This window comes from Sorangium sp. So ce385 (assembly GCF_051474135.1).
Lineage (GTDB): Bacteria > Myxococcota_A > Polyangia > Polyangiales > Polyangiaceae > Sorangium > Sorangium cellulosum_D.
Window position 1 is genome coordinate 7,341,228 of sequence record NZ_CP150337.1, and the last position, 26,523, is coordinate 7,367,750.

Below are 26,523 nucleotides of genomic sequence, written 5' to 3' on the forward strand. Positions count from 1 at the left end.
CTCGCCCGCCGCTCACTCCACCGAGAACGCGATCTCCTCGCCGGCCGACGCGCCGTCCGCCTCGACGCGGAGCCGGTGCGCGCCGGCGACGAGCGGCCAGTCGAGCGAGAACGGCGGGCCGACCTCGATCGGGCGGCCGTCGAGCACGAAGCGCGCGCGGCGCACGCCCGGCGGGACGTCGGCGCGGAGCCGGATGGCCTGCTGCGAGTTGACCGAGGGGTCGAGGACGAACCGGGCGCCGTCGGGCGGGTACGCGACGCGGACGCGCGCGCCGGCCGGCGGGACGCCGTCGCCCCCGGGGAGCGGGCCGCAGAGGGGCGAGGCCTCCTCGGGCGCGATCGGACGCCCGGCGGCGCGCGCCCAGGCGGTGAGCTCCGCGTCGTAGCGCTCGAAGACGCGCTCCTCGACCGCGGCGTCCGGGCAGGCGCCGGCGCGCAAACCGTTCCGGCGATCGACGCGCACGGCCTCGTGCATGTCGCACGGCGCGAGCGCCGCGGCGTCGGCGCGCGGGAGGAGCTCCCGGCGGCGGTGCGGGCAGACGGCGGTCGGCTTCATGCCGGACAGGCCGCAGACCTCGACCTCGGCGAGGAGCTCGGGATCCGGCGGATCGAAGGGGCGCGGCGGCCGGACGCGCGCGGCGGCGAGCATGGCGTCGCGGAAGAGCGGGCCCGCGCCGGTGATGCCGCTGATGCCGCCCATGGGCGAGCCGTCGAAGTTGCCGACCCAGACGGCGACCGTGACGTCGGGCGTGAAGCCGACCGCGAGGTTGTCGCGGAACCCCTTGGAGGTGCCCGTCTTCGCGGCCACGGGGAACGGGAGGTCGAGCGCGCTGCCCTCGCCGAACGAGGCGATGCGCGCCTTGTCGTCAGCGAGGATGTCGACGATCACCCGGGCGCGCGCGGCGTCGAGGACGCGCGCGCCGCGCCCGGGCGGGTCGACGGCGGCGTCTCCCGCGCCGCGCGCGGGCGCCACGTCGGAGACCGCGCCGCGCCCGGGCGCAGCGTCGGAGACAGCGCGCGGCGCGGGCGCCACGCCGGAGACCGCGGGCGACGCGAGCGAGAGCGCGCGCACGGCGCGCACCGGCAGGTAGACGCCGCCGCGCGCGAGCGTGGCGTAGGCGTTCGCCAGATCGAGCAGGCGGACCTCGCCGTCGCCGAGCGCGATCGCGACGCCGTAGCGCGACGGCTCGCGATCGAGCGAGCCGAGGCCGAGCTCGCGGAGCCGCGCGAGGACCCGCTCGGGGCCCAGAGCGGCCGCCGTCCAGACCGCCGGGACGTTGTACGAGCTGGCGAGCGCGTCCCGCAGGCGGACCGGGCCGTGGAAGCGCCCGTCGTAGTTGCGCGGCGCGTAGCTGCCGTCCGCCGTCGGGAACGAGAGCTCGACGTCCGGCAGGACGGTCGCGGCCGTGAACCCGAGCTGCTCCATGGCGAGCTCGTAGACGAACGGCTTGAGGGCGGAGCCGGGCTGCCGCAGCGCGAGGACGCCGTCGTTGTGGCCGAGCCCGGCGGCGTCCTCGATGTCGTGCGAGCCGACGTACGCGAGGATCTCGCCGGTCGCGTTCTCGAGCACCACCACGGCCGCGGCGCCGACGTCGCGGTCCGAGAGGCCGCGGACGGTCTGCTGCGCGAGGACCTCGATCTCGCGCTGGAGGCCGCGGTCGATCGTCAGGGTGATCGAGCTCGCCCGGCCGCGCAGCGGCGCCGCGCCAGCGCCGCCCGCCTCGGGGCCGGCACCCGGGCCCAGCGCGCCGGCGAGCACGGCGCGGACGAGGTGCGGCGCGCCGAGGCCGCTGCCCTTCGGGGCGAGCGCGATCGGCTCGGCGCGGGCGCGGGCGACCTCGGCCTCGCCGGCGAGGCCGGCCGCGAGCATGCGGTCGAGGACGCGGTTCCGGCGGCGCTCGAGCGGGCCGGCGCCGCGGCGCGGATCGTAGAGCGTCGGGCCGCGCGGCATGCTGGCGAGCGCGGCGGCCTCGGCGAGCGACAGGTCCGCGGTGGGCTTGTCGAAGTAGAAGCGGCTCGCGGCCTCGACGCCGCGCAGGCCCGGGCCGAACGCGACGCGGTTCAGGTACTGCTCGAGGATCTCGCGCTTCGAGAGCGACGCCTCGATGCGCAGCGCGAGCGCCATCTCGCCGAGCTTGCCGCGCACGGTGCGGGGGCGCGGCACGAGCGCGCGCGCGAGCTGCTGCGTGATCGTGGACGCGCCCGAGACGACGCGCCGCTCCGCCGCGAGCTGGCCGAGCGCGCGCGCGATCGCGATCGGATCGACGCCTGGGTGAACCGCGAACCGCCGGTCCTCCGCGGCCAGGAGCGCGCGCTGGATGCGGTCGCCGGCCTCGGCGAGCGGCAGCCAGCGCGCGCGGGCGCCGTCGCCCGCGCGGAGCTCGCGGAGCACGGTGCCGTGGCGGTCGAGCAGCACCGTGGAGACGGCGCGCTCCTCGGGGGCCGCGAGCTCCGGCGGGAGCTTCGTGAGGGCCGCGGCGACGGCGAGCAGGAGCCACGGCGCGACGGCGAGGGCGAGCGCGATCCGCGCCGCGCGGCGCAGGAGGAGCGGCAGGCGCGGGCGGGCGGCCGCGAGCCAGCGCCGCGCGCGGCCGGGCCCGGGCGAGGAGGGCGCGCCCACGGCTCAGCGCGGGCGCGGCGCCGCGTCCCGGCTGCCGACCTTGACCGCGAGGGCGCCCGTCCGGCCGAAGACCTCGGGGCTGTACATCTCCTCGGCGCGCGCGGGCGGGACCACGAACGCGCCGAGCGTCGTGGCGCGCGCGAGGTACCGGTAGCGGTACATCCCGGCGGCCATGTGATCGACGAAGAACAGGACCCGGTCGTCGCGGACCTCGCGGACGAAGCGGCTCGGCTCGTACGCGCGGCCGGTCGCGCGCAGGTCGTCCTGGTCGACGTCGGCGTCGGCGCCCTCGTCGTCCGCCTGGGCCTCCGCCGCGTCGACGTCGAGCGAGCGCGCGGACGTCGCGAGGCGGGCGTCGATCGCCTCGAGGCCGGCCGGCAGCGGGTCGTCGATGACCACGAAGTCGCGCGGCGAGGGCGCCACCACGAGGATCTCGCCGAGCACGAGGTCGCCGCCGGCGAAGGCGAGCGACGCGGGGGCCGCGCCCGCCGTGCCGGGCGGCGCGCCGCCGCCGAGCGCCGCGGCGAGGTCCTCGGGCGCGAGCGCGCGCAGCGACTTCTCGATGTAAAAGCCGCGGTCGAGCCCCGCCGTCGGGAGCTGCTTGCGCGCGTAGCGGAGCCGCGCCTCGTAGAAGAGCCGGCCGCGCCCGTCGACGGTGAACGCGAGCGGCGCGCCACCAGCGCTCGCGAGCCGCGCCGCGGGGATCGACGTCTTGACCTGCTCGGTCGTGGGGCCGTGGAACGGCGCGGAGAACAGCTCGGCCTGGCCGAGGAACACCCGCGCCTCGAAGTCGGGCGCCGCCTTCTCCTGCGCCCGCCGGTACGCATCGAGCGCGATCAGCGCCCACGCCGTCTCCTGCGTGCTGCGCCACGTGCCGCCGCGGCGATCCGCGAGCAGGCCGGCCGCGAGCCGCGCGGCGAGCGGGTGCGCGGGGCGGGCCGCGAGCAGCGCGCGCAGCACGAGCGCCGAGGTGCGGGCCTCGGAGTCCATGAGGACCGCGTACGCGTCGCCGTGGTTGTGGACGGCCCGCGCGATCGGGCCGTCGAGGCGCAGCGCGCCCTCGAGCTCGCCCACGAGCTGGTCGACGGCCGCCCGGTCGCTCTTGCCGATCACCATCGCGTGCGCGAGCAGCGCCTTCGAGAAGAGCGGCAGCTTCTCGCGCTCGTCGAACAGCCGGCTCGCGCGCCCCGGATCCGGGGCGCCGTTCGCCGCGAGCACGTCGAGGATGAACGGCGCCGTCGCCCGGAGCAGCGGATCGTCGCCGGCCTCGTTGAGCCGCGCCCGCAGGAACGAGGTCGCGCGCTCCATCGCGTCGGCCGGCACCGCGACCCCGTGGCGCTTCGCCTCGCCGAGACCCCAGAGCGCGTAGGCGGTGGTCCACAGGTCGGCCCTGTCCGACTCGGCGAAGAAGCCGAAGCCCCCCTCCCCGCGCTGGTGCGAGAGGATCTCCCGCACCGTCTTGCCGATCACGGCGGTGAGGTCCTTCGGCAGCGCGATCCCGTAGGCCTTCGCGAGATCGCGCAGCGACAGGAGCGGCACCATGCGGCTCGTCAGCTGCTCGGTGCACCCGTACGGGTACTCGAGGAGCTGCTCCACGCCGCCGCCGAGGCCCACGAGCGCCGTCGGCGCGAGGCTCACCGTGAGCCCGCCGGTGTCGTCGCGGATCGCCGACAGATCCCCGAGCTTCTCCGCGCTCGCGGTGGTCGTGTCGCCGTAGAGCGCGACCGCCTCCGGCGACATGGGCGCCTTGATCTCGCGGCTCACCTCGACCACGTCCGACGCGCCGCCGCCGCTCGCGCGGAAGCGCAGCGTCGCCGGGCCGGCCCGCGGCGCCGAGAGCGCGAAGCGGACCTCGGCCGACGCGCCGGGGGCGAGCTCCACGGCGCGCTTTCCGGCGCCCTGGAGCGTGAGCCCCGACGCGGCGACCTCCACCTCGACCGTCGTCGGCTTGCCGAGCCCCTTCGAGGTGACGACCACGCCCGCGTCGATCGCGTCGCCGGCGCGGAGGAAGCGGGGCAGCGCCGGCCGGGCCATGAGCGGCTGGCTCGCCGTCACGCGCGACTCGCCGTAGCCGAAGCGATCGTCCTCGGCGGCGACGACCGCCATCACCCGGTAGGTCGTGAGCGAGTCCGGCAGCTTGAAGCTCGCGCTCACCTTCCCGGCGGCGTCGGTGACGATCGCGGGGTGGTAGTACGCGCTCTGCCGGAAGTCGCGGCGCACGCCCGTGCTGCCGCTCGCGCCGCCGCCGCCCGCGCGCCCCTTGTCGGCGCCGAGGTCGGCGAACGGGTTGCGCACGCGGGCGAGCGCCTCGCGCGTCTCGACGGTCGCCACCCGCAGGCTGCGCGGCGCGCCGAAGACGGGGATCGGATCCGGCGTCTCGTAGCCGGTCAGCGACAGCACGCCCTCGTCCACGGCGTAGAGCGCGACCTCGGCGCGGGCGGGCCGGCCGGCGCGATCGCGGACGTCGACGTCCACGCGGATCGGATCGCCGGGGCGCGCGTCCACCTTGTCCGGGACGACGCGCACCGCGAGCCGCTGCGCCTCCGGGTTCACGCGGATCGGCGCGTAGCCGAGGCGGAACGCCGGCGCGCCGACGTCGGGCCCCGGGGCCCCGCCCTTCCCGGGCGCGGGCGGCGGCTTCGTGCGCCCGCGCAGGAGCAGCACCGAGACGAACGCGTTCGGCCGGAGGTCGTCCGTGATCGGCACGTCGATCACCGGCATGGCGCCCGACAGCTTCACCCGCCGGTGCGAGGCGATCCCGGCGCGCTCGACCGTGACCAGCGCGTCGGCGGCGGCGAACGGCGACTTCACGATCACGCGCGCCGTCTGCCCGACCTCGTAGCTGTCGCGGTCGGTCACGAGCTCGACCTTGAGCTGGTCGCTGTCGCCGAAGCCGCCGCCGCCCTCGCCCAGCGCGTAGACCCCGGCGGCGGCGCCGACGGGGTTGCCGCGGCGGTCCTTGGCCGTCGCGTGCAGGAGGTAGTAGCCGCCGGACGGCACCGTGAGCTCGCAGCTCCGCGGCGCCGCCGCCGTCGTGACGCCGCAGCGCGCGACGACCTTGTCGACCGGCGCGCTCACGCTGCGGTACGCGCTGCCGCTCTCCTCGCGGGCGAGGGTCCACGTCCGCTGCACGAGCTCGACCCGGACGGCGACCTGCGCGACGCGCGCCCCCTTCGGGTCGACGGCGAGGATCTCCGGCCGGAGCACGTCGCCGGCCTTCGCGAAGCGATCGGGCTCCTTGAGGGCGACGTAGAACTCGGCCGGGTGCACGAGCGCCGTCGAGCTCCCGGCGATCGCCTGCCGCGACACGTCCGTGATCTCCGCCTCGCACGTCACGGACTCGGTGCCGCGCTGCCCCGGCAGGGCGAGCGCCGCGCCGATCGCCGCCTGGCCGGCCGCGTCGAGCTTCTCGCGCCCGCTCTGCACCTCGAACTCGCGCGGCGCCCGGTCCGGCAGCGCGTCGGTGAGCTCGTCCTCGCGGACCGTGAACCCCTCGATCCCCGGCGGCGAGAACGCGGCCGGCGCGCGGGTCACCGAGAGCCGGGCCTCCGCGTTCGTCATCGGCGCCCCGAACAGGTAGTCGCCGCGCGCGATCCAGCGCGCCTTGTCGCCGCGGACGTAGCTCGGCCGGTCGCTCTCGACGCTCACCTTGAACTCGGCGGGGCGGTACTCGGCGACCTCGACGCTGCCGGTCACGTCCGGCCACCCCGCGTCGCCCCCCTGGACCGTGGCGGCGAGGCTGTACGTGCCGAGCCGCGCGGTCTCCGGGATCTTCACGTCGGCCGAGAAGGTGCCGAAGGCGCTGAGCGACGGCGACAGCGTGACGAGCGCCTCGCCGTCGGGCCCCTCGACCTTGAACGCGACGCGCCTGCCCGCGGGCGTCCTCGTCCCGCGCGCCGCCTCCTCGCGGAAGATCCCCTTCACGCGCACGGTGTCGCCCGGCCGGTAGATGCCACGATCCGAGAACACCATCCCGAACGGGCGCGCCTCGCCGAAGTCGGACGGCGCGCCGAAGCGCCACCCGCTGAGCGCGTCGGCCACGCGGCGGTACGTCCAGTCGTCGCCCGAGCGCGCGAAGATCACGCCGCGCTCCGGCCCCGACGCGGTCGAGGGGCGGTACGCCGCCGCGGGCACGACCGCGAACCCGTCGGCGTCGGTGACCACCCCCGCGGGCGCCCGCGCGTCCGGGGTCCGGATCCACACGCTGGCGCCGGGCACCGGCGCGCCCGTCGACAGGCGCGTCACCCACACGAGCGAGCCGTTCGGCGACACCTTCGCGCTGATCCCGAGGTCGGTCACCTGCGCGATCACCGCCTCGGACGCGGCGCGCGCGTGCCGCGTGCCGGGCCGCGCGGTGTAGCTGATCCCGATCGCGAGCGGCCCGCGCTTGCCCTCGCCGCCCAGCACCTCGCTGGCCCGCACGAGGTGCGTCGACGGCGTGTTCGTCGCGGCGGCCGGGCGCAGGACCGACCGCTTGCCGGCGGGCAGCGCCGCGATCTCGTCTATCTTGGGGCTCCGCCCCGGGCTGTGCGGGTCGGCCTCCAGCGCGAGCACCGCCTCCTCGGTCATGGCGCCGACCGCGAGCGACAGCTCGCGCACGTTCACGGACACGACCGGGATCTCGCGCCGCTGCGCCGGCTCGAACACGCTCCCGGTGAGGCCGATCTGCGCCTCGGGCCAGCGGTCGCCGAACGCGACCTCCCGGGCGACGGCGCCGGCGAGCGCCTGGCCGTGCTGGTCGCGCAGGCCGGCGGCGACGCGCACCTGGTAGCTGCGCCCCGGCGCGAAGGCGCCGCCGAGGTGGATGTGGCTCGTGAACGACTCGTCCTCCAGCCACGCGGGCCACCTCAGCTTGACGGCGGGCTCCAGCGAGATCGCCCGCTTGGCGTCGGCGAGGCGGACGGGGTTCGAGAAGGCGAGCGAGAAGCCGCCTTCGGTCGCGCACGCCCCCTGCGGCGTATCGCGATCGCAGTCGGTGCGCACCACCCGGAGCGGCCCGTAGGTGCGGTACGAGAACCGCTGCTCCTCGCCGGCCGGCAGCGGCCCTTCGCGGCCGCGGAGGCTCGCGGCCACGGCGAGCTCGATCTCGCTGTCGCGCGGCAGCGGCGCGCGCGGGACGACCTCGGCGAGCAGCTCGTTCTTCGGGTCGAGGCGCCGGACGTCGAACGCCACCTTGGCGGCGCGGCCGCCCGCCGTGAGGGACACGCTCCGCGCGACCTCGGCGGTGTCGACCGGCTGGTTGAACCGGAGCTCGAAGCGCGCGTCCGGCCGGAGATCGTCCTTGCCCGACCACGGCTCGACGCGCGCGACCCTGGGCAGCTCGGTGCGAAAAGAGAGCACGTACGGCTTCTCGAGCGCGCTGCCGTCGAGCGCGCGGGTGCCGGCCGGGACCTCGACGGTGAACGCGGTGCCGCGCGGCAGGTGCCCGTCGGGGGCGAACGTGAGGCCGCTCGTGCCGACCCAGCGCCAGCGCCCCGGCGCGGGCGGCTTGAGGATCGCGGGCGCGGCGGCCTCGCCGCCGGCGAGGTCGAGCGGCCGCATCGGCCGGTTGAAGACGAGGCTGATCTCGGCGGGGCTCGTCGTCTGCCCGCGGGGCGCGCCGAACACCACCGCGAAGGGGCCTTCTGCGGGCCTTCCGCCGGCGTCGAGCGCGCCGGGGGCGAGAGTCCCGCGGGGCGGGACGTTGGGGGCGCGGGCGCCCTGAACGCACGCCAGGCTGAGGGCGATGGCCGCCAGGGCGGCGGGCGCGAACCGGAGGCGCGAAGCGGCGGACATGGCCCGCGACTCAGCAATGGTGGTGCCGCGGGCGCAAGGGGCATGTCGGCAGCGGAAGCCGGAGCGCGACGTGGCAGGCGAGACACACCCGACGAGCGGCGGTGACGCGCGGCCCCCCGCCCCGGCGTCCTCGACCGTGCCCTTCGTCCGGGCTGCGCGGCCACGCGGCGGTGGAGGTCGAGGCGCGCGTTGGCCAGCTCAGCGCATGTCGTCTGCGCGCCTCGGTAACCCCCTTTGGACATGATGAGAACGCCGAAACAGCCGTGATAGGTTCATCTCTCTTGTTGACGACACCAGCGCGACGAAGGGATCGGGAGCGCTCTGCGGCTCCGCCGAGGCATCCCCGGAATTCTCGTTCGGCGCTCGTGCTCCTGTTCGCGACCTTTGCGATCGCCTTCGGCGCGCCCGCCCCGGCGCTGGCGGACGAAGCGCCGGCGCAGGTCCTGGTCTTCCAGTCGGATGACCCGACCGCGCCGGCGATGTCCTCGATCAGCGGCGAGCTCCGGGAATCGGTGCGGGTCGGGTGGGGCGGGCCGGTCACCTTCAAGCTCGAGTTCCTCGACCTGTCGTGGTTCGACACCCCCGATTACGCGCGCGAGCTCCGCCGCTTCTATCGGGCGAAATACAGCGGCTATCACCCCGGCGTGATCGTCGCGATCCGGCTCGACGTGCTCCGGGTCGTGCTCGATCTGCGGCGCGAGCTGTGGTCCGGCGTGCCCGTGCTCTTCCTGAGCGAGGACCGGAGCGCCGCCCTCGCGGCGCCCGCCGCGCCGGACGTCACCGGGATCTGGCTCGATTACGCGTGGCTCCGGACGGCGGAGGGCGCGCTGCGCCTCCTCCCCGACACGCGAGAGGTCGCGCTCGTCATGGGCGCGAGCCCCTGGGAACGCGCGCGCCACGACGGGATCGCCCGCGATCTCGGCCCCCTCGCCGGCCGCGTCGCGCTCCTGGACCTCGCGAGCCTGCCGCTCGCCGAGCTCGATCGGCGCCTCGCCGCGCTCCCGGAGAACGCCATCGTCCTGTTCGACACGTTCTACATGGATGGCGCCGGGAACCGCTTCGTCGGGCTACAGGCCTTCGAGCGGATCCGAGCGCAGACCCAGCGCCCGTTCTTCTCCGTTCACGGCGTCGGGCTCGGCAAAGGGATCGTCGGCGGGGAGATCGTCGACTACGGGCGGGTCGGGCGCGACCTGGGCGGGATCACGCTGCGGCTCCTCGGCGGCGCGTCCGCGGCGTCGATCCCGATCCGCGCCGCGGACGCGAACGCGCTCGCCTTCGACGCCCGCGAGCTCGCCCTCTTCCGCATCCCCGAGGACCGCGTGCCGCCCGGCGCCGAGGTCCACTTCCGGGTGCCGTCCTTCTGGGATCTTTACCGCCGGTGGGCGGTGGGCGCCGCGGTCGCGGTCACGCTCCAGACCGCCCTGATCGCCGGGCTCGTCATCGAGCGGCGGCGGCGCGGGCGCGCTCAGGCGATGAGCGACGCCGTGCTCGCCTCGATGGTCGGCTTCGTGGCGGTCGTGGACAGGACGGGGGTGATGCTCCGCACGAACCGGACGTGGGCGCGCGCGCCGCTCGAGGGCGCGCCGGGCCCGCTCGACCGTGTCGCCGAGGGGGAGAGCTACCTCGGCGCGTTCCGGCGGGCCGCGGCGTCGGGCGACGCCGGCGCCGGGCGGGTCATCGAGCTCGTGGAGGGGGTGCTCGCCGGGCGCGACGTCGAGGGCACGGTCGAGTACCGCCACGATGGCGCCGAGCGCTGGACCGAGGTGCGGGCGCGGCGGCTCTCGTGGAAGGACGGCGGGGCGGTCGTCTCCCACTTCGACGTGAGCGGCCGGAAGCGCGCCGAGCGCCAGGCGCGCGAGTCGCTCAGCGCGCTCTCGCACCTCAACCGCGTCGCGGCGATGGGCGAGCTCGCGTCCTCGATCGCGCACGAGATCAACCAGCCGCTCTCCGCGGTGCTCACGAGCGCGCAGGCGGCGGAGATCCTGCTGCGCCGCGCGGCGCCGGACGTCGCGGAGGTGGGCGCTGCCCTCGAGGAGATCGTCGCCGGCGCCCGGCGGGCCGGCCAGGTGATCCGGCGGATGCGCGTGCTGCTGAAGAAGGGCGAGGCGCAGAGGGAACGGTGCGACCTCAACGAGGCGGCGCGCGAGGTGGCGCGGCTCGTGGGCAACGACGCGCTCCTGCGCGGGGCGACGATCGCGCTGGAGCTCGCGCCCGACCTGCCCGCGGTGCGGGGCGATGCGGTCCAGCTCCAGCAGGTGGTGCTGAACCTGATCTCGAACGCGCTCGACGCCGTCTCCGGGCGGCCGTACGGCGACCGCCGGGTGATCGTGAGGACGGCGCGCGCCGACGGGCGCGTGGCGCTCGTGGTGGAGGACTCGGGCGAGGGGGGCGCGATGGACGATCTCGAGCGGCTCTTCGAGCCGTTCTTCACGACGAAGTCGGAGGGCCTGGGCCTCGGGCTCTGCATCAGCCGGTCGATCGCGGACGCGCACGGCGGCCGGCTGTGGGCCGAGCGCGCGCCTGCGGGCGGCGTGGCTGCGCGCCTCGAGCTGCCGGGCGAGGCGGCGCAGGAGGAACGATGACGGGCGTGACGGCGAAGGTCGTGGTGATCGACGACGACGGCGCGGTGCTGCGGAGCGTGGGCCGGCTGCTCGGCGCCTCGGGTTACGAGGTGGAGCTGTTTGAGGGGGCGCGCGCGTTCCTCGCGTCCGCGGCGGCGGCGCCGGACGCGCGGGCCGGCTGCGTGATCGTGGACCTGGCGATGCCGGAGCTCGGCGGGCTCGACCTGCAGGCGGCGCTCAGGGCGTCCGGGTGCCGGCTGCCGCTCATCTTCATCACCGGACACGGGGACGTGCGCGCGTCGGTGCAGGCGATGAAGGAGGGCGCGGTCGACTTCCTGCTGAAGCCGCTCGAGGCGGACGAGGTCCTCGCGGCCGTGAGGCGCGCGATGGACCTCGACGCGCGGGCGCGGGCGGCGCGGGAGGAACAGGCGGCGCTCGCGGCGCGGCTCGACGCGCTCACGCCGCGCGAGCGGCAGGTGTGCGACCGGATCGCGCGCGGGCAGCTGAACAAGCAGATCGCGGCGGAGCTGGGGCTCGCCGAGTCGACGGTGAAGCAGCACCGGGCGAGCGCGACGGCGAAGCTCGGGGTGGCGTCGGCGGCGGAGCTCGCGGCGCTGCTGGAGCGGAGCCGCTGGCGCGACGGGTGAGCGCCGCGACGGGGAGCGGCTCTTGGTCTGCGAGGCCTGGCCGAGGACCGAACGCCTGGAGAGCGGATACGGCCTCGGTATCGACGATGTCGGCGGGCGCTGGATCCGGGCGTGACGAACAGCCCGCTTTCCTGAGCCCAAACGCAGGGCGACATCATGGGTGCCGTCGCGCGTCAAGTTGTCCGAAGGGACGATGGCGCGCACGCCTGCGCCGGCGTTAGGTACGTGGCCGCACGCTGCTGAGCGGTGATGGCCCGCCTCGGCAAGAGCGCTCCAGACATCAGAGAGACCTCATGTACTTCGCGTCTCGTGGCGCCGGGGCCGCTGCGTCGCGCCGGCTCGTGTGGCTCGCCCACGTCCTTGATGTGCAGATGCCGGCGAACGCTGCCTGATCGATGATGTGGGTTGCACGACCCCGCGGGGCGCCCTCACCGCCCGAGTCGCTCGCGGCCGCCCGCGCGATAGGCGTCGACCCAGCTCCACAACGTCTCCAGCGACACCCGCGCGCGCGCCGCGATCGCGCGCGGCGCCTCGTCTCCGCGGATCATCGCCAGCGCGGCCGCCTCCCGCGCCTGCGCCCCGGGCGCAGCGCCTCCGGCCGGCGCCTCCGGCAGGGTACACCCCACCTCGGCAGGCGCGGGCGCCTCGGCGCGCAGCGCGAGCTGCTGGAGCGGCAGCCGCGCCGCCGGATCGCCGAGCAGCACGTAGCCGCGGAGATCGTTGCGCAGCATCCACAGGTGAGCGCGATCGGCGCGATCCGTGGGATCGGCGCGGCCCGCCGCGCGCGCGTCGGCCTCGCGCTGGTAGCTCTGCGCGAGATCGTCGTTCGCGCCGCGGTAGAACTCCATCAGCGCCTCCAGCGCGATCCCCGCGCGGCTGCCGCGGACCAGCACCTCGAGCGGGCGATAGATACGGGACTTTTTGCTCTCCGACAGGCTCTTCGTCCCCGAGAAGCCGTACGTCCACGCAAGGTCGACGTGGCCGATGACGGCGAGCGGCCCCGCCGGGTTGGCCAGCGCGGCCTGCGGCAGGGCCGCGACGAAGGGGCGCTGGCCGGACGCGGGGAGGCTGTGCAGCACGGCCCTCAGGCTGCCGCCATAACGATCCTCCTGCGCGAGCTGGGAGAGCCATGCGTGATAGACGCTCTCCGCCGGCGTGCCCGCGCCGAGGCAGGCCAGGTAGAACCACATGCCTCCCGGCAAGAACGCCTGTCCCCGCAGCCGCTCGGCGTCGAGGATCTCGTCGTGGGCGATCACGAGCGCCCCCTGGCGCCGCCAGGCGTCTTCCTCTCTGCGCCAGCCGCGCCGGGGCGCGCCCAGGCCGTGGCTCACCGAGAGCAGCACCGAGGGACGCGCGCCGCCGCCCCCGGCGAGCAGATCGTCCACGCTTCCGGCGGAGATCTCGCGCACCGCGGCCGCGGGGAGCTTGCCCCTGGCGTGCGCTTCCATCGACGTGGCCAGGCTCGGGCCGACGAGCCTGAGCTTGCCCGCGACCGTGGCCGCCGAGCCGTCGGGCGCGGCGTAGAAGAGCAGCTCCGGCGAGGTCTCGGGCGTGCCGCGCTGCGCGTACCGGACGACCTTCTCGGCGTAGGCGGCATAGCCGGCGAGATCCGCCTCTCCCGCGCCGTCCGCGACGTGGACGCGCCCCACGAGCGCGTCATTGGCGAGCGCGTGCTGGAGCTCCACCGAGGTGTGATGGAAATCGCCGAGCATGATCAGGTAAAGGGGCCTGTCGTCCTCCGCCACCTCCTCGGACCAGTAGATGTCTCTCCGGAAGTCCGCAGATCGCTTGGCGTCCATCCCGTGCGGCACGCGATAGACGCGCGCGGGAGAGCCCTGCTCGGCCTCGCGCAGCGCGACGAGCGGCTGGATGGCCTCGAGCATCCGGTCGCCCTCCCGGCCCTCCGGCGCGATCACCGCCCATCGCTGGAGGGTGAGGTCGTTGCGATCGGCGTCGGTGCGGCGCCAGTGGTTGGCGTCGCGGGCCTTCCTGGGCCTCGGCGCGCGCTGGGCGGCGTCGTCGGGCAGCCCCTCGTCGAGCACGGGGCGGCGCTCGTCGGCGTCGGCGAGCAGGAGGTCCAGCCGGTCCTCGCGGGGGATCATGGTCAATGGCTCCTCGGGTGTGTCACGAGGCGTCCTCCAGCGCGAAGGCGTCGAGCTGCTCCGCGAGCTCCACCAGATCTCCGGTGGTGGCCGCGATGTGGCCCGTGCCGGGCAGCCCGCCGCCGTTGCCCCAGATCTCGATCTCGCTCCCTTCGACCCCAGGCGCGAGGACGGCCAGGCTGTCCGGGGGCGCCGGGCGTTGATCGTAGAGCCAGCGCAGCAGCATGCGGTGACGGAAGTCGAGGCTCGAGAGCGCGACGAAGAGGCCGGGCTGGACGCGCGGCCGCGCCAGGAGCTCCTCCATCCATAGCGGCGGCCGGGCGCCGTCAGCGCCGAGGGGGCCGTGGATGTGATCGTCCTCGGTGAGCAGCGGCGGCGAGAAGATGGGGCGCGGCTCGGCCGAGTAGCCGCCGTACAGGCGGAGCACGACGATCTCGCTGTCGAGATCGAAGCGCCTGGGCATGACGGCATCCATCTTCCACGTCGCCGTCCCCGCGGCGCGCTTGACGACGCGCGGCTTGCCGGAAGCGCCCAGGAGGGACGGCTGGATGGCGTACACGGTCCGCTGCGGCAGCTTCTGCGCGATCGCGTGCTCGAGGCAGGGCCGCCAGAGCAGCGTGACGTGGACCCCCGGCCGGACGAAGCGCGCGAGCGCCTCGACGAGCGGCGGGGCGGTCGCAGCGGGAGAGGCGGTCAGCGCCTGCTGGAAGAGCGAGTGCAGCACCTCCTGCCCGAACCGGAGCACGCAGCGCTGGGTGAGCGCGCTCAGCGACATCCCCTGCGCCGCCGGCTCGCCGCTCTCCTGCATGAACTGCTCGAGCTCCCGCTGGAGCGCCGCACGATCGTCCTCGAGATCGCCGAGCACCATCGTGAACGGCCGCTCGAGCAGGCTCTGGAGCGCGGGCGCGAGCGCCCTCGATCGACCCTTCTTCGCCGGCCTCGCCACGCGGCGGCCCTGGAAGTTGAAGACCACCGAGTCCGAGCCGCGGAGGTAGAGGATCGGCGAGAACGCCTCGGCGCTCTGGGACAGCAGCGTCCGCCGCGCCGCCGCCACGCTCGCGCCGATGTCGCCCTGGCCCAGCGAGGCGCCCGTGAGCGCGCGGTAGAGCTCGGTCGAGCACGCGCGCGCCACGTCGGCCTTCACCGGCCAGAGGTGCGCCACCACGGCGTCCGCGCCCGCCCTGGCCAGGATCTCCGCCGCGCTGCCGAGCGCGCCGGCCCTTCCGCCCTCGCAGGCCTCGAGGATCACGAGGCGCAGCTCCTCGCAGAAGGCGGCGGAGAGCTCGCGGCCCAGCGCCTCAGCGGTGATCCAGGCCTCCTCGCCGTCCTCGTCGTCCGAGACGCGCAGGACGGGCTTGCCCGAGAGATCCACGCCGCCGTGGCCGAGCCAGTGCACGACGTGCGGGCTCTTGCCGCGACGGAGCCGATCGAAGAGGGCCCGCGCGCTGATCTCCGGCCCGGCGATCGGATCGAGCCACTCCACCTCGCCGGCGTCGATCGACGGGGCGAGCGCCTCACGCAGCACGTCGAGGGCCCGCTCGCCGGTGCCCGGCGCGATCCCGAGCACCCGGACGGCGCCCTTGACCTCGCGCGGCTCCCACGGCTCCGACGAGGTGACGCCGCGCGCGAAGAGCACCCGGGGGTCGGTCCCCAGAAACCCTTCGGACGTCCCCGGCCTGCAGAGCGCCTCCCAGGGGATGGCCTGGAGCGCGTGATCGCGGGCGAAGAGCCGCACGAGGAGCGGACCGCCCTTCGACGCCTCGCCGAGCCGCACGAGGACGTCGCGCAGCTCCCCTTGGAAGACCTCCTCGTGGAGCGCCTGCGAGTCGCTCACCGCCGCTGGATCGAGCGATTTACCGCCGCGGACCGCCCTCCCGATCTTGTTGGCGAAGGTCTGCAGGGCTCCGAGGCCCTGCTCGGCGGCAATCGCGTGCCCCGCGGGGCGCTCTCCCCGGCTGCCACGCGCGTTGACGCGCACCTCATCACCGCTGATGTCGAGCTCGATCTCCAACCACATCGAAAGACAAGCCTCGCTACGTTGTGCTGCCTGCCATGTCTGACTCCGTGGCTTTGTAGACCGCAGCAGGAGGATTTCTCACCTTAAAAACGATTAAGATCGCATCGGCGGAAACGTCCTTGGGGCGTGATTAATGATGTGTGCCGGCAGGCGTGCGCGACTGAGGAACGGACACGATCATGAAAATCACGGACGATTCTCGCTCACGATGGCTCGGCAGATATGAGACCCCGCGCTCCATCCGCCGTCGCGGCGGCCTCCACGTCGTCGCGGCGACGCGCGCCGGGGACGCGGAGCCCTGCGTGGTCATCGTGCCCGACCCGGCCGTCAGCGCGGCGCGGGCGAGCTCCGTATTTGCCGAGATCGAGCGCGTCCACGCGCTCCTCGATCACCCGCTCATCCCGAAGGTCGCGGCGCGCGGGGTCGCCGACGGCACGCCGTACATCGAGCTCGCCTGTGACGCCGTGATCGACGGCGTCGACCTCACGAGCCTCCTGAACGACGCCGGCTGGAGGTTGCCGCCCAAGAGCGCGGCCGGCCTCATCGCGAGCCTCCGCGAGGCGATGCGGGCGGCCCACGCGGTGACCGATCCGAAGCACGGACGGCCCGTCTGCATCGGTCGCGTCTCGTGCGCTGACGTCCTCTTCTCCCGCGAAGGGCGCTTCTATCTCGTCGGCTACGGCAGGGATGCCCCGCTCGAGAGGGCCGGAGGACAAGAGATCGACAGGGTCCTGGAGTTCCAGGCGCCCGAGGTGGCGGCGGGCGGCGAGCCGACCCCGGCGGGCGACGAGCTCGCGCTGTCGCTCCTCGCGCGGTCGCTCCGCCACGCGGTCCAGGGCAGCGCGGCGAGCGCGCGCGGCGCCGACCGGAACCTCCGCGCGATGGCCCCCGAGCCGCTGGAGCGGCGCGCCCCGTTCGCGCCGGCGCACGCGCGAAGGTGCGCCGACGAGGCGGACCTCCGCCACCACCTCGCGCCCTGCAGCGGGGCGCCGGATCCCGAGGGGTTCGCGTCGCTCGTGGCCAGCTTGCTCGCCGGGCGGCCGCTGCCGCTCGCCGCGGAGGCGCCGCCGGCCTGCCCGCCCACGCTGGTCCTCGGCTGCGAGGTGCGCTGGATCGCGGCGAAGGACGGCGAGAAGCACACGCTCGGGCACGCGCTCAGCCGCATCGTGACGGCCCTCGTCGACCGGCACGACGAGGCGCCGGACGCCTCGCTCTCGCTCCAGGACCTGTTCGAGGCGGGCTGGCCCGGCGAGCGGCCGGTGGCGGGCGCGGGGGCCAACCGCGTCTACGTGGCCCTGACCCAGCTCCGCCGCATGGGGCTCAGGGAGGTCATCGAGCGCAATGAGCACGGTTATCGCCTCGCGCCGCGCGCCGTCGTCCGGTTCGTCTCGCCTCGGACCGACCACGCGCGACCTCAGGACACGCGCTCTGCCCCGTGACGGGCGCGGCGCGCCCGCCGCCGCCGTTACCTCGCCCTCTGCTCCCCCGCGAACGTCTCTGCCACCTTGAGCACGAGCCGCTCGCTGAAGCCGGCGATGAACGCGATCGCGAACGCCTTGCTGTTGTCGGCGTCCCCGAGGTTCAGCACCCTCGACTGGAGGAACGCGTAGGCGGCGAGCCCCGGCAGCGCCCCGAGGACGGCGCGCGAGAGGGTGACCCGCGCGTCCGACACCTGCGCGTGAGCCCTGGGCCGGCGGGAAGAGCCCTTGAGCGATCGAGCGGCGCTGAAGGTGGCTCCCAGGGCGCCAAACGAGAAGACGCCGAGGAGGGTCCGAACTCCCCAGGCAGGCCATTGTTGGACGGGAGCTCGCGCCGTGGCCGTGAGCGCCACGAGGAGCAGCAGGACGACGAGGGCGAGCAGCGCGAGCGTCCAGAGCTGCTCCCTGAGGAGCCGGCTGCTGGTGTTGACGCTGTCGGCGCGATCGCGGGGGCGCGACCGCAGGGCGAGGCGCCGCCGGGCCCTGCGTGGCGGCGCCTCGCCCGCGGGCTCGGCGGGGGGGCGGGCCGGCGGGGGGGCGGGCTCCTCTTCGGGCGCGCGCACCGCTACGGCAGCTCGCCCAGCGCCGCGAGCCCGGCCTCGCAATAGGCGTCGTACCAGCGCTGGAGCTCTTCGCGCGTGATACCGTATCTCTCGGCGATCTTCCTGTCGCCCTCCTCCCCGAGGATCTTCTCGTGGACGGCGCGCTGCATGCGCGCCGCGTCCCGCGCGCGCCCCGCCGGCGGGGCCGGCGGGGCGGTAGGCAGCTGCGGGACGGGCGAGCGCACCTCCGCCGGCGCGGGCGTGGCCTTGACGGCTCCCCTGTCGCGGTCGATCGCGAGCCGCGCCGCCGGATCGCCCAGGAGGACGTACCCCGCGAGATCCTCGCGCAGCATCCACAGGTTCGCCCGCCGCTTCGCGCGACCCTGGTCGGGGGCGAGCGGCTTGCCCGCCGTCTCGGCCCTCGCCTCCTGGTTGTACATCGCGGCGAGCTCGTGGTTGGCGTTCCCCAGATAACGGAGGAGCTCGTTGTACGAGTTGCCCACGCGGGCGCCCTTGACCAGCGAGCTGAAGACGCCCTCGAACCGCGACGCCCTGTCCTTGCCGTCGGGCCCCATGTCCTGGAAGCTGTAGGTCCAGGCCAGATCGATGTGGGCCATGACCGCGAGCGGGCCGCGCGGGCTCGCCAGCGCGGCCTGCGGCAGCGCGGCGATGAAGGGCCGATCGCCCGGCCTGGGGAGGCCGGCGAGCACGCCGTCGACCCGGCCGCCGAAGCCGCCCGCGTCGCGCAGGCGGGCGAGCCAGTGGTGGTAGGCGCTCGCCGCCGGCGTCCCGCCGCCATAACACGCGAGGAAGAACCAGATCCCGCCGGGCAGAAAGGGCCTGTCGCCGAGGTCCTCGGCCGCGATGCGCACGCCGGAGCCCAGGCTCATCGCCCCTTGCACGGCGCGCTGCTCGTCCGCCGACGTCCATCCCCTGCGGGGCGCGCCCAGGCCGTGGCTCATGGTGAACAGCATCGACGGCTCCGGCCGCTCGAGCTGCTCGAGGAGCGCGCTCCTCGCCGCCTCGGCGCCGTCATACCCGATCTCCTCGATGTCCCTCGCCTTGAAGCTGCCCCTTTGACGGGTGTCGCGGCACCGCGCCACGCTGGGCGCGACGAGCGCCCTGTGGCCGATGGTGGTCGCCGCGGTGCCGTCCTGCGCGGTGAAGAAGAGCGCCCGCGCCCGCGCCTCCCTCGGAGGGGCGCGCTCCGAGGAGAGGAGCTTGTCCACGTACGCCGCGTAGCCCGCGGCGGACCGGGACACCAGGCGACCGACGAGCGCCTCGCTCGCCAGGGCCTGCTGGAGCTCCAGCGAGACCTCGTCGAGGTCGCCCAGCACGAGCAGATACCGCGGCAGATCCTCGAGCGCGACCGACTCGTCATGATAGACGCTCTTGCTCCACCGGATCGCCGCGTCCGCGTCCATGCCGGCGGGGACGCGGTAGGGCACGACGGGCGCGCCCTGGTCCTGCTCCCGCTTCCGGATCAGGGGCTCGACGAGCGCGAGCAGGGCGTCGCCCGCCGGCCCCTCGGGCGCGATGACGGACCAGCGCTGGAGCGAGAGGTCGTTGGGATCGTCGGAGAAGTCGGCGAAATCGTGGATCAGCTCCTCGCCGCCGGGCTGCGCCTCGTCCGCGGCGGACTCGAGCGGCAACCCCTCGTCGAGGACGGGTCGTTGATCGTCGGCGTGGCAGAGGAGCAGCTCGATGTCGGACATGACGCCTCCCTCTCAGCGCGCCGCGCCCCCCGGGGGCACGCGCGCGGCCTCCAGGGAGCGGAGCTCTCCATCGTCCCATTGAACGAGCCGCATCGTCGCGCCGCCGTCCGGGTGCGCGTCGAGGAGCACCGCGGTGAGGCGCCGGACGGTCTTCGCCGCTCTCTGCCGCTCGGGCAGGAGCCTCGGGTTGTTGCGCAGCTCTTCGAGGAACTCGGCCCACGCCTCGTCGCCGGCGTCCGAGCGCGGGAGCTGCATCAGCCAGATCCACGTGCCCGTGTTGGCGAAGGCGATGCCGTCGGCCACCTTCCAGCGGGCCGCGTGGGTGTGGCCGAGCACCACCGCGCCGGCGTCGAACTTCTTCGCCAGGCGCCGGGCGTCGGCCCACTCGGCCTCATCGGGCTCGAGGCGGAAGTACTCGTCACCGAGGGTGCCGGCGAGCCTCTTCTGCATGCCCGCGTAGAGCTTCAGGCCGGCGCGCGCGAGCTTGAGGCTCGCGGTCGACATCGTCTCTTCATCGGCGAACGCCGCGGGCCCGTCGCCGAGCGCGGCCTCGAGCGCCGCCGCCTCCTCGGCCTCGAGGCCGGCGTCGGCGAACCGCTCGGCGAGCCCGAGTTCCTCGTCCTCCTCGGCGAAGGAGGCCGCCGACCCCGCCTTCTTGAAGAGCTGCCAGGCGATGTCGAGCGAGGCCGCGCTGAAGAGCTGCTTCACGATCCCGGGCGCGACCGCGAGCGCGGCGAGCGCCGCGCCCTGGAAATCGGGCTTGAGCAGGCTCACGAAGCGCATACCGTGCCGGCGCGCGATGGGGTTCATGAGCTGCTTCACGAGGACCGAGCCGGCCGCGTACCTGAACCGGTCGAGCCGGGCCAGGCGCCCATAGTCGACCTTGTTCCAGTTGTCGTTGTGCTCGCCGTGGGTGACGAGGATCCGGGCGCCGCCGACGTCGAGGATCGCGGGGGCGTCGCCGAGCTGGAACGCGAGGCGCGCTGCGACCTCGGGCGGCTGATCCAGCGCCGCGCGCAGGGTCTCCTGCACCTCCGGGACGGCGAGCTCCACGTCGTGGTTGCCGAGGCGGACGATGACCTCACCGCCGCGCGCGAGGACGCGCCCGAACGCCTCCAGCACGGCGGCGCTCGCGGGCGCGGCGGCGATCGCGCGGGCCTGCGCGGCGGCGCGCGCCGGATCGAGCTCCAGCGGGTCTTCGTTCATGAGGAAGTCGACGCCATCGCCGTTGACCACGACCCGCGCGGGCTCGCCCGCGATCCGGTCGAGGAGCGCGGGCAGCGCCTCTCCCCCGGCGAAGACGTCGTAGTCACCCCCGTTGCCGAGGTGCAGATCACTGATGATGAGGGTACGCATGAGGGTTGTCTCCCGGGTTGCTGGTTCGCCCGCCGCCGCGGCTCAGCGGAGCGCCGCGGGCGGCGCCCAGATCGCCTGGTGAGGGCGGTTGTGCAGGCCCTGGGCCGGGCTCCACGACATCTTCGCGTTGCCCCTGGCATCGCAGAAGACGTCGAGCAGCGGCCGGTTGTCCGGGGCGAGCTTGGTCGGCGCGTCGGACTTCGAGTTGACGCACCACGTGGGCTCGATGCGGTCGTGGAAGGGCGCGCCGCGCAGCGAGCGGAGCAGCCAGGAGATGGGGAGGCCCTCGTCCTCCATCGACATCCACTCCGAGCGATAGAGCAGCGCGCCGTCGCCGCGGCGCCGGAGGAGCAGGCGGGCGCGCCCGCGCGGCTTCAGATCGCTCTTGATCTCTCCGAGGCCGTCGATGCGGGCGATGCCGCGGAACGACCACCGACCGCCGCAGAGCGCCGGCGGGATGAACGGCCACCAGTGCGACTCCCAGAGCATGCGCGCGCCCCTTCCGGCGGCGGCGTGCACCGCGGGGTCGTTGAACGACGTGGTGGTGTCCCAGAGCTGCCATTTGCGCTCGACCGGGTGCTTGCGGATCACCATCGCCACGTGGCCGCTCCCGGCGCCCGCGGCGCCGGACGCCGACCAGAAGAGGCACGAGCCGACCGTGACCTTCTCCCAGAGATCGTCGGGCCAGTCGGCGAGCACCTTCGGGACGGAGGTCCAGCCGTCGCCCAGCCTGGCTGCAGCCGGCAGCGCGTCGGTCCCGCAGCCGATGTCGCCGTACGGGCCGCCGTCCCAGCCGCCGATGCAGAGCGCGGTCGTCACCGACTGCTGGCACTGCCCCACGATCGGGTACCGCCCGCTGCCCGCGATCGCCCTCGCGACCCCTCGTTGCGCGCCGTAGAAGAAGGCTGGCATCGTGTACGGAATGCCGGTCTGGTGCTCGGCGATGGCCCGCGCCCAGTCCTCGCGGTCGCCGGAGGCGGTGTCGTAATCGGGGTGCGAGAAGACGTCGCCGATCCCCTCCCTGGCGCGGGACAGGAGGAACGCGGCGAGGCCCTCGGCGTCCTCGGGCCCGCGCAGGCCGTGCTCGGGCGGGTCCAGCAGGTTCACGGTGCGGACGAGCTGCGGCGGCGGCTCGTCGTCGGCGAACGCGACCGGGCGAGCCAGCCACTCCTCGGGCGGCTCGGCGGGCGCCGGGTCCATGTCCACCCACGCGGGGACGCCCGCCAGCGGCGGGGCGCCCTCATCGCTCTTCTCTGCGGTCATCGGTGCTCCTCCTCTCCTCTTCGATTCGATGTCTCCGCGCCTGTCGCCCGGGTCGCCGCGCCCGCGACGAGGGCCGCGTCGAGGGCCGCGAGCGTCGCCGCGCCGACCACGCCGTCGGCGGCGAGGCCGCGCTCGGCCTGGAACCGCTTCACGGCCGCCTCGAGGCCCGGACCGAACGCGCCGTCGGCGCCGCCAGGCGCGCTCTCGCCCAGCGCGAGCAACGCCTCCTGCAACGCCTTCACCCCCGGTCCCCTCGCCCCTCTCCGGAGCGCGCCCCGACCCGAGGCGACGCTCTCCAGATCGGGTTGCCCGGCGAGGGGCGCGCGCGTGAGGCGCGGCTCCTTCGGCGGGGGCGCCGCCGCGGGCGCGCCCGTCGCGGCGGCGAACGGGTCATCCCCCGGAGGCGCCACGGCCTGGAGGAAGGGCTCGTCCAGGCAATCGAGCCCGTCGTCCTTCATGTGCCGGAAGTAGAGCCGGAACTGCCTGAAGTCCGGGATCCACCTGTGCTTGCGCGCCTTGCCGTAGAAATAGCGGCCCACGAGCGCGGCGAGGCGCCGGTCGCGCTCCTCCGACGGCGACCCGGGGCCGAGCTGCGGTACGGCCCACTCGAGACACCCGATCACGTACCCGGGCGCCCAGTGCTTGAGGTGCGCGATCAAATTGAACAGCGCCTGCGTCGCGATCGCGTCGGCGCCGCAGACGTTGCCCGAGCCATCCATGAACGTGCGGAGCTGGGCCTCGGTCACCGCGTCGCGCGTGGCTGGGTTCCTGGCCAGGTCGATCAGCAGGTGGAGGAGCGGGACGGAGCGGCGCACGATCTCGAGCGCTTCCTTGCCTCCGGTGACGACCGTGCCGGCGTCGAGATCGACGACGTCGTACACGTTGCTGCCGCGGTAGCGAACGCCGGCGGCGCCGAGCGCCTCGCGCACGGCGTCGTTCGCGGTCGCCCGCTCCATCACCTTGCCCAGCCAGCCGCGACCGCCCCAGCCCGTCCCCCAGGTGACGATCTGGTCATCGTAGGTGTTGATGGCGGCGGTGCTGCCCTCGCGCGCCTGGAGCGCGCGAAAGGCCATGATCTTCCGCCGATCGGCGGGGCTCGCCCTCGCCGCCCGGGCGTCGATATACCGGTGCAGGTAAGCGAGGTGGGCCTTGTCCGCGCCGCCTGTGTAGACGTGCCCTGCGCCCCAGGGCTTGAGCCCCGGCTCGACCGGCACGGCGGCGCGAAACCGCGCGATCTCGGCGGTGAGATGCTCGGGCAGCGCGCTCCCTGCCGCCGCCGCGCCCGAGCCGCGCGCGTGATCCTCCCAGACCGGGAGATCGCCGTCCGCGAACGAGAGGGCCCCGCCCGAACCCCCCCTGGCCCGGGCGGGATCGGGGCCGGGCGCGGGGAGCGTCAGGTCGGCGTACGCGGCGGAGGATCGGAGCTCGGCCACGCCCGCGAGCGACGTCTGGATCTGCTCGAGCAGCGCGGCGTGGAGCTCCGCGCGCCGGGCCTCCTCGATCTCGTCGAGGCCGATCTCCCAGGTGTACGACGCGCCCTTCCCGCGCAGGATCCGGTGCGCGAAGAGCGCCGGATCGAGCGTGGGAAAGGCTCCTAGCGCGAGGGCCGAGGCGCGCGAGAGCAGGTCTCGCTCGACCTCCTCCGCGTCGCCCCGCGTGGCGGCGAGCTCGAACAGGAAGACGTTCCGTGACATGGCAGGTCCCTTTCGGCGGTGACGTCTGCGTATGAAACCGACGAGACCGAGCGTCGTCATCTTAAGAGAAATTAAACGGGGTGTTCCTTCAGGCTCCGTCAGCCCGGCGAGGCCGCCGCGCGGCGCGCGTCGAATAGCGCGGCGCGGTGCTTCACCGAGCCGGCGACAGCGAAGGTCGGCTCCCAAGCGAGCGACTTGTCCCACGCGTTCGCCCGCGCCCGTTCGAGCTGGTAGGAGGTGGTCACGCGGTCCTCCCGCTGCTTCACGAGCTCCTCCTTCATCCTGCCGCTCTCGTCCTTCGGGACCGAGAGCTGCCCCGTCTCCGGGTCGATCTCGCCCTTGCGGAAGTAGATCAGCATCCGGATCTCGTCGACCACGGGGCCGTCCTGCTTCTTGCCGACCTTCTCGCGCTCCTCCTGGGTCTTGAGCACGAGGAGCAGCGCCAGGCTCTCCACCGAGTAAAAGATGCTCGGGCTCCGGACGCCGTACAACGTGTGGACGCGGACCGTCCCCCGAGCGTTTCCGGCGAACGCGCGGGACAGCTCGTTCCACAGCTTGTCCGCCTCGGGCGCGTAGTCGATCCCGTTCCCCGAGAAATTGATGCTGTCGAGGAGCTCCCCGGCGATGGTCATCTCCACCGAAGCCGCGTCCAGATTGCCAGCCTGGCTCTCGGACTCGGCGGCCCGCCGGGCGGCGGCCTGAGCGGCCTTGTAGTCGACCCCGCCCGTCCACAGGTGGGTGCCCGCGCCGCCCGAGATCCCCTTCTGCGGGGCCCCACCTCCGGCCCGCAGCTGCGGGTTCGTGGCGTCGATCCTCGCCGCGAGCTCCTTGGCCATCTGCTCCAGGCGATCGTCGAAGACGCCCTTGTCCGCGGGCGTGGCGTCCGCCTTTGCGACCACCTGCTCGATGAACCGGCGCGCCCAGTCGACGACCCAGCTGAGCTTCAGGCCCGGATAGCGCTCCTCCAGGGCGGCGACCCGCTCCGAGAGGCGAAGGTGGGCCGGGTGGGTCTCCCAGTCGAGCTTCGGCGGCGCAGCCGTCCCGGCGGCGCCCGGCAGCGCCGCCGCGAGGGCGGAGGCCGCCTCGAGCAGCCGCTCGGCCCCCTCCGCCGGCTTTTGCGCCAGCGCCTCGGACGCGGCCGTGTCGACCCTCGGCGCTCCGGCCGGCGGCGCGCTCGAGCGCGGCGCCCGCGCGGCGCCCGCCCGATCCGCGAACAGATCAGCTCCGAACGCCCGCTCCAGAGATGCGCGCACCGGCTCGGCCGGCGGTCGGGTCGGCGGCGGCGCCCGCCGCGGCAGGTGCATCGGCGCCGGAGGGCGCGCCCGCGACGTGCGGGCGGCGTTCCCCGAGCTCTTCGGCGTGGACCGGTCAACGACGATGTGCATGAGACTCTCCTCGGCGCGGGCGGAGAGACGAGGCGGCCCCGCGCGTCACCGCGACCTCGCTACCAAGGCCTCACGGGTGGGGCAGCTCCAGGAACGTACGGATGGCGTGATTGAAGGCCCCATACGCGAAATCTCCCGGTCGACTCTTGATGTTCGCGAACCTGATGTAAGCATCCTGCCATCGATCGAAGTGCCGCGCGCCGCCATAGGGCCAGTCGAACCCAGCGTTGTCATGAAGATCGGTGGCGAGCTCGGCGCCCTCGGAGAACGATCCGGCGCTGTCGACGAGCGGCAGCACCGGATCGAACAGCGATCTCTGCCTGTCCTGCTGAAAACCGCTGAACCTCGACATCCCCGTCGTCAGGCTGGTCAGCCGGTCCGCGTCCGTCGCCGCGGCCCTGGCCGCGTCGATGGCTTGCTCCGAGCTGTGCATGTACATGCCGATGGCGCTGTTGTCCCGCCCGGGGCCAGGGATCAGGTTCGGCCGGTAGTTGTTGAGGATCTCGTAGAGATCTTGCCAGGTGCCGTATTGTTCCTCGAAGTGGTCGATCTGAGCTGGTGAGAGCCTGTTTTCCCAGTAGTTCTTCCACGCGGTGAGCGCCGCGACGAAGAGGCTGCTGGGGATGATGTGCCGCCGGTGCTCGCCCGGCCGCAAGGTGATGCTCTGCTGGGTCGACCCCCAGAACGCGGTCCGCTTCGGAGCGGAGCCTGCGTCGAGCGTGCTCTTTCGCTTCCAGCCCCCGGCGCACTGGAGGACGGGCCCGCGCGGGATTCGTGAATACGCCTGCGACACCTGCCCGCCCGCCGGCGACGGCGCGCCGGTCCTCGCCGGCGGCGCGGCGGAGGCCCCCTGCGCCGCCCGCGCCCCCAGCGCGTCCGCCTCTGCCTCCAGCGCTGCGTCGTCGTTGAGCGCGACCCCCTTGTACTGCGCCGTCGCCTGCACGCGCCCCTGTCGCTGCTGCACCACGTGCGCGAGCTCGTGCCCGAGGAGCTCCTGTCCCTGCCTCGTCTCGGGCGCCCACTGCCCCGGCGCCATGTGGATATCGCTCCCCTGCGTGTACGCGAGCGCCCCCAGCTCCGCGGCACGCGACGATCTCGGGTGCACCCGCACGCCGGAGAAGTCGGCCCCGAACGCCGCCTCCATCTTGCCCCTCACCGGCGCCGGGATCGCCGTGGCCGCAAAGAGCTCAGCCCCGAACGCCCGCTCCAGCGTGGCGCGCGCCGGCTCGGCCGGCGGTCGCGCCGGCGTCATCGTCCTCCGCTGCACGAGCAGCGGCGCCGGAGGGCGGGCCCGCGACGTGCGGGCGGCGCTCTCCGAGGTCTTCGGGCTGGACCGTTCGACGGCGATTCGCATGACACTCTCCTCGGC

The 26,523-nt window shown here is 74.5% G+C and carries 14 protein-coding genes; 3 read left to right on the plus strand and 11 right to left on the minus strand.

All coding sequences use genetic code 11. The features are described from left to right. Positions 1-12: 12 nt before the first annotated feature. Entirely contained in the window at positions 13-2,619 is a 2,607-nt protein-coding gene (pbpC, locus tag WME83_RS26620) for a penicillin-binding protein 1C (RefSeq protein ID WP_437312499.1), read from the minus strand. Between the two features lie 3 nt (positions 2,620-2,622). Beyond that, entirely contained in the window at positions 2,623-8,394 is a 5,772-nt protein-coding gene (locus tag WME83_RS26625) for an Ig-like domain-containing protein (protein ID WP_437312500.1), read from the minus strand. A 365-nt stretch (positions 8,395-8,759) separates the two neighbouring features. On the opposite strand from WME83_RS26625, the gene WME83_RS26630 reads away from it, so the two are divergent. Together WME83_RS26630 and WME83_RS26635 are read left to right on the plus strand one after the other, a co-directional pair. Continuing rightward, positions 8,760-10,976, plus strand: a complete 2,217-nt coding sequence (locus tag WME83_RS26630; protein WP_437312501.1) for an ATP-binding protein — start codon at positions 8,760-8,762, stop codon at positions 10,974-10,976. Further along, positions 10,973-11,602 carry a response regulator transcription factor gene (locus tag WME83_RS26635; RefSeq protein ID WP_437312502.1) on the plus strand — a complete coding sequence of 210 codons (630 nt, stop codon included), beginning with the start codon at positions 10,973-10,975 and terminating at the stop codon, positions 11,600-11,602. The genes WME83_RS26630 and WME83_RS26635 overlap by 4 nt, the downstream gene beginning before the upstream one ends. Before the next feature lie 428 nt (positions 11,603-12,030). On the opposite strand, the gene WME83_RS26640 is transcribed toward WME83_RS26635, so the two are convergent. Together WME83_RS26640 and WME83_RS26645 are read right to left on the minus strand one after the other, a co-directional pair. Further along, complete coding sequence (locus tag WME83_RS26640) at positions 12,031-13,704, minus strand: hypothetical protein (protein WP_437312503.1); 1,674 nt, start codon at positions 13,702-13,704, stop codon at positions 12,031-12,033. 22 nt (positions 13,705-13,726) lie between these two features. Continuing rightward, on the minus strand, positions 13,727-15,721 hold the full coding sequence (locus WME83_RS26645) for a CHAT domain-containing protein (protein WP_437312504.1): 1,995 nt from the start codon (positions 15,719-15,721) through the stop codon (positions 13,727-13,729). Positions 15,722-16,023: 302 nt separating this feature from the next. Between WME83_RS26645 and WME83_RS26650 the strand changes: the two genes are divergently transcribed. Further along, entirely contained in the window at positions 16,024-17,160 is a 1,137-nt protein-coding gene (locus WME83_RS26650; RefSeq protein ID WP_437312505.1) for a hypothetical protein, read from the plus strand. A gap of 26 nt (positions 17,161-17,186) precedes the next feature. Here the strand turns inward: WME83_RS26650 and WME83_RS26655 are convergent, their stop codons facing one another. The 7 genes from WME83_RS26655 to WME83_RS26685 all read right to left on the minus strand — a co-directional run bounded on the left by WME83_RS26655 (position 17,187) and on the right by WME83_RS26685 (position 26,508). After that, the gene (locus WME83_RS26655; protein WP_437312506.1) at positions 17,187-17,762 is read right to left on the minus strand and encodes a hypothetical protein; all 576 of its coding nucleotides are present in this window, start codon (positions 17,760-17,762) and stop codon (positions 17,187-17,189) included. 2 nt (positions 17,763-17,764) lie between these two features. Further along, positions 17,765-19,456, minus strand: a complete 1,692-nt coding sequence (locus WME83_RS26660; RefSeq protein WP_437312507.1) for a hypothetical protein — start codon at positions 19,454-19,456, stop codon at positions 17,765-17,767. Positions 19,457-19,468: 12 nt separating this feature from the next. Next, positions 19,469-20,812 (minus strand): metallophosphoesterase, encoded by a 1,344-nt coding sequence (locus WME83_RS26665; protein WP_437312508.1) that lies wholly within the window; start codon positions 20,810-20,812, stop codon positions 19,469-19,471. A gap of 42 nt (positions 20,813-20,854) precedes the next feature. Then, entirely contained in the window at positions 20,855-22,075 is a 1,221-nt protein-coding gene (locus tag WME83_RS26670; RefSeq protein ID WP_437312509.1) for a hypothetical protein, read from the minus strand. Further along, positions 22,072-23,769, minus strand: a complete 1,698-nt coding sequence (locus tag WME83_RS26675; RefSeq protein WP_437312510.1) for a peptidoglycan-binding domain-containing protein — start codon at positions 23,767-23,769, stop codon at positions 22,072-22,074. Before WME83_RS26675 ends, WME83_RS26670 begins: the two co-directional genes overlap by 4 nt. 98 nt (positions 23,770-23,867) lie before the next feature. Beyond that, positions 23,868-25,154, minus strand: coding sequence for a hypothetical protein (locus WME83_RS26680; protein ID WP_437312511.1), 1,287 nt, complete (start codon positions 25,152-25,154; stop codon positions 23,868-23,870). A gap of 70 nt (positions 25,155-25,224) precedes the next feature. Next, the gene (locus tag WME83_RS26685; protein ID WP_437312512.1) at positions 25,225-26,508 is read right to left on the minus strand and encodes an eCIS core domain-containing protein; all 1,284 of its coding nucleotides are present in this window, start codon (positions 26,506-26,508) and stop codon (positions 25,225-25,227) included. Between the last annotated feature and the right edge of the window lie 15 nt (positions 26,509-26,523).